5 protein-coding genes are annotated in these 4311 nt (G+C 50.1%); 1 reads left to right on the top strand and 4 read right to left on the bottom strand.

Annotation, left to right across the window (positions count from 1 at the left end; all coding sequences use genetic code 11):
- The 4 genes from CRG49_RS14130 to CRG49_RS12340 all read right to left on the bottom strand — a co-directional run.
- Window positions 1-171, bottom strand: a 171-nt coding sequence (locus CRG49_RS14130; protein WP_157807888.1) for a helix-turn-helix domain-containing protein, incomplete at its 3' end; no start/stop codon positions are given.
- A 158-nt stretch (window positions 172-329) separates the two neighbouring features.
- Complete coding sequence (locus tag CRG49_RS12350; protein WP_095503475.1) at window positions 330-1271, bottom strand: MetQ/NlpA family ABC transporter substrate-binding protein; 942 nt, start codon at window positions 1269-1271, stop codon at window positions 330-332.
- A 93-nt stretch (window positions 1272-1364) separates the two neighbouring features.
- Entirely contained in the window at window positions 1365-2051 is a 687-nt protein-coding gene (locus tag CRG49_RS12345; protein ID WP_095503474.1) for a methionine ABC transporter permease, read from the bottom strand.
- Window position 2052: 1 nt separating this feature from the next.
- Entirely contained in the window at window positions 2053-2790 is a 738-nt protein-coding gene (locus tag CRG49_RS12340; RefSeq protein ID WP_095503476.1) for a methionine ABC transporter ATP-binding protein, read from the bottom strand.
- Between the two features lie 346 nt (window positions 2791-3136).
- Here CRG49_RS12340 and CRG49_RS12335 point away from each other — a divergent pair, with 346 nt between their 5' ends.
- Window positions 3137-4141, top strand: coding sequence for a right-handed parallel beta-helix repeat-containing protein (locus CRG49_RS12335; protein ID WP_157807906.1), 1005 nt, complete (start codon window positions 3137-3139; stop codon window positions 4139-4141).
- Window positions 4142-4311 lie beyond the last annotated feature (170 nt).

Here is a 4311-nt window from a genome sequence, read left to right as displayed (position 1 = left end):
CTGTTGTGCTTTTCGGTAACAGTAGGTTCCGTTGACGGAATGCCGTCTGATTTCCCGACTGACGGTGGCGGGATGACAACCGATGTTCTGTGCGATTTGGTTTAGGGGTAGGTTGCGGTAATGTCTGGAAATGTAGTATCTTTGGTGTGAGGTCAGTTGTGTGTAGGCCATATTGCAATCTTTCTTGTCAGGAAAGGCAGTATACTACCGCATACTGGCCTTTTCTGTTATTGGAAATTGCACTTGTTAGGCGAATGTAAGGCCGTCTGAAAGACTAGACTTTCAGACGGCCTATTGCAGCTATTCAATATTTAATCAAAACGACTCAATTATTGTGCGGCAGAAGCAGCAGATGCTTCTGAAGCGGCTTCGGCTTCAGCGGCGACAACTTTGGCTTCGTCAGCAGCTTGGCCACCCCATACGGCAGGGTATTTGTAACCAGCAAAGCGTTGTTTGGCGTAAGATTTAAATTCTTCCGAATTGTAGGCGGCTTCTACGTCTTTCAACCATTGAGCGTCTTTGTCGGCGGTTTTCACGGCTGCCCAGTTGACGTAGGCAAAGCTAGGTTCTTGGAACAGGGTTTCGGTCAGTTTCATGCCGCTGCTCATGGCGTAGTTGCCGTTTACCACGGCAAAGTCAACATCGGCGCGGCTGCGCGGCAATTGCGCGGCTTCCAGCTCGACAATTTTGATTTTTTTCAGGTTTTCGGCGATGTCGTTTTTAGAGGCAGTCAATGGGTTGATGCCGTCTTTCAGTTTGACCCAGCCCAATTCGTTCAACATCACCAAAGCACGGGCGAAGTTGGATGGGTCGTTTGGCGCGGAAACGCTGCTGCCTTCTTTCACATCATCCAATGAGGCCAATTTGCCCGGATACAACCCCAATGGCGCGGTCGGCACTTGGAAGGCTTCCACGATGTCTAATTTGTGTTCTTTGCGGAAATCTTCCAAGTATGGTTTGTGTTGGAAGACGTTGATGTCGATTTCACCTTCGGCCAAAGCCAGGTTAGGTCGCACATAATCGGTAAATTCGATTAGTTTCACGGTGTAGCCTTGCTTTTCCAAGGCTGGTTGGATTTGTTCTTTCACCATGTCGCCGAAGTCGCCGACGGTGGTACCGAAGACGATTTCTTTTTTGGCACCGGTGCTGTCGGCAGCCGGTGAGGCGGCAGAAGCGGCCGGAGCGGCTTCTTGTTTTTGCCCGCCGCAAGCGGCCAAAGCCAAGGCCAAAGCGGCGGCTGAGAAGGTTTTCAATACGCTGTTTACGTTCATAACAATACTCCTTAAATGTGTGTGGCAGAAATCATAACATGCCGTCTGAAAAAAGATGAATGATTTTTCAGACGGCCTTTATAAACAATTCTTCTATCGTTTGTCGAGGCGGCGCGAAATCCAGTTGCCCAAGCCCTGCATGGCAATCACCATCAGCACCAAAATCGCCACGATGAAGATAATGACCTCGGTTTGATAGCGGTAATAGCCGTAGCGGATGGCCAGGTCGCCCAAACCGCCGCCGCCGATCATACCGGCCGCCGCGCTGTAAGAGAGCAGACCGATGGCCAATACGGTAATACTGGACACCATGCCGGCGCGCGCTTCATTGAGCAGCACTTTGCGGATGATGGTGAGCGGTGTCGCCCCCATGCTGATCGACGCTTCAATCATACCGCGCGGCACTTCGCGCAGGTTTTGCTCGACCAAGCGGGCAAAATAAAACAGGCCGGAAACGCTCAACACCAGCGATGCGGCGTAAGGGCCGATGGTACTGCCGATGATGGCGCGGGTGGCCGGAATCAGCGCAATCATCAAAATTACAAACGGAAACGCGCGCATTAAATTGACCAAGTTGTCCAACACAAAATTCAGCGGCTTGTTGTAGTGCAATTGGCGGTTGGAAGTGACAAACAGCAACACGCCCAATAAAGTGCCGAACACCACGGCAAACAAGGTGGATAAACCGACCATGATAAAGGTTTCGCCCAAGGCTTGGTAAATCTCACCTTTCATGCCACTGATGGTGGCGAGGGCTTTGGAAAAAGTCAAATCCGCCATCTCAATCCTCCCGAATCAGTTCGCGCCCGATTTCCGATTGGGCATGAATTTGGTTGTTGTTCACTTCTACCACTTCCAACAGGCGGCCGTTGTCCAGCAGGGCGGCGCGGTCGCATAAGCGGCGAATCACGCTCATTTCGTGGGTCACGATGACGATGGTCACGTTGAATCGTTTGTTGATGTCTTCCAAGCATTCCAACACGCTGCGGGTAGTGGCAGGGTCGAGTGCGGAAGTCGGTTCGTCGGCCAAAATCACTTGCGGATTGGGTGCCAACGCGCGGGCAATGCCGACACGCTGCTTTTGTCCGCCCGAAAGCTGGGCAGGGAAGTGACCGGCGCGCTCCTGCAAACCGACAATTTCCAAACATTCCGCCACGCGCGCACGGATTTTTTCAGACGACCATCCGGCAATTTCCAACGGAAAAGCCACATTATCCGCCACCGTGCGGTTGCTCAACAGATTAAACTGCTGGAACACCATACCGATATTTTGCCGTGCCTGACGCAACTGCGCGCCATTTAGCGTCATCAAATCCTGATTGCCGACCAAAACACGCCCCGAATCCGGCCGCTCGAGCAGATTAATCAACCGCAATAAGGTCGATTTGCCCGCGCCGGAATAGCCCATCAGGCCGAAAATTTCACCGTCTTTAATTTCCAAACTGGTCGGCTCCACCGCCGTAAACCACGATTTGTCGCGCGTTTGGTAGCGTTTGGAAACCTTGTCTAAAATAATCATAATGTTCTCAAATACAACAAAGCCCGATGTCTGACACAACGGGCTGGTTTTGCAGCGGAAATAAAATATCATCTGCAAACGCTTTAGCTGTTTTTGCCCGCAAGCTGTGTCAAATCGGCATAAAAGTGTGAATGGGGAATAGTAACGAAAACGTGAAATCGTGTCAAGAATCAAGGCCGTCTGAATGTTTGGGGCGGGTTTGTTTTGAAAAATACCGAGTGTTGTGATAGAAAGCCGTCTGAAGTCGGCAGGTAAGTTTTTAGACGGCCTGTTGAGTGTTCTATATCTTATGATTAATCGATAAAAAATGAAAACCATCAAAATTTTAGCAAGCCTAGGCGGGGTAATGGCAGCATTTCCTGTATGGGCGGCAACCTGCACACCAGCGCAATTAGACGAAATTTTAGCGCCGGCAACAGCTCAGCAAAACAGCGTAGAAGTTGCCTGCTCGGCTACCTTGCCGAAAAACCGTACCATTAGCAAGCGTTTGTATTTTACGGGCGCAGCGGCAAGCAATCAGGTGTTTGATTGCAATGGCAATACGATTGCGCCTACCCATATTACGGGCGGAGACAGCATAGTCATTCGCTCGAAAAAGCAGCAAAATCAATGGTTGCGTCCGGAAAACTTAACCATTCGCAGCTGTAAAGTAGCCGGTTCGGTACGTGTGATGGGTATGGGCGCGAATGGGGAAGTGGAAGCCGTGCGCTTGTCTTCGTTTGAGAACGGTCATACGGAGCGTGCGCAGGCAGCTGCGCCCAGTCGTATTCGTTTAGAAAACATGACTATTGTCGGAAATGGCCGTATTCCTTTGTATCTGGCGCCGGGCGTGAATCATGTGACGGTTGCCAACAGCCGCATTACAGGGCATAGCAAAAGTGTGGCTGTTTATCTGGATGCAGAGAGTGGTCACAATACCTTTACCCGTAATACTATTGACGCCAAAACATCAAAGCGGGAATTGATTGCCATTGACGGCTCGGCACATAATGCGTTCAGCCATAACCGTTTTTCCGCGCTCAATCATGGCGGTATTTATTTTTACCGCAATTGCGGCGAGGGCGGCACCATCCGTCACCAAACGCCGTCTTACAATACCTTAAGCCAAAATGTGTTTTACTATCATCGATATAGAGGACGCTTGCCGGTAATATGGCTGGGCGCACGTGATGGCAACCGCAATTATTGTGAAGCAGATGCGGGCTATGCGTTTGGCAGCAGTTTGGATAACCGCGATTTTGCCGACTTTAATGTGGTTGAGAATAACCAAATTTACCGCTTGCCCATTCGTAGAATGATTCGTGATGAGGGGAGTAATAACCGAATCAGTGAGAATCGTACGATAAAATAATTTAACTTACTATTTGATTAAATTGATAAAAGGCCGTCTGAAAATGCTTGATACATTTTCAGACGGCCTTACATTCGCATTTCAAGTGCAACGCTCAAATGCCATTGGCAAGGGCTGCTGAAAACAGATCACCCGGTGTCTCATAGTCCAATGTCTTTCTCGGTCGGCGG

Origin of the sequence: Neisseria sp. N95_16, from assembly GCF_002551535.2 — a bacterium.
Taxonomy (GTDB): domain Bacteria; phylum Pseudomonadota; class Gammaproteobacteria; order Burkholderiales; family Neisseriaceae; genus Neisseria; species Neisseria brasiliensis.
Note: the sequence above shows the minus strand (reverse complement) of the source record. Positions and strands in the feature narration are given on the sequence as shown.

Coding starts and splice junctions, on each gene's coding strand:
- CRG49_RS12345 (WP_095503474.1), bottom strand. CDS start 2,051: ATGGCGGATTTGACTTTTTCCAAAGCCCTCGCCACCATCAGTGGCATG.
- CRG49_RS12350 (WP_095503475.1), bottom strand. CDS start 1,271: ATGAACGTAAACAGCGTATTGAAAACCTTCTCAGCCGCCGCTTTGGCC.
- CRG49_RS12340 (WP_095503476.1), bottom strand. CDS start 2,790: ATGATTATTTTAGACAAGGTTTCCAAACGCTACCAAACGCGCGACAAA.
- CRG49_RS12335 (WP_157807906.1), top strand. CDS start 3,137: ATGGCAGCATTTCCTGTATGGGCGGCAACCTGCACACCAGCGCAATTA.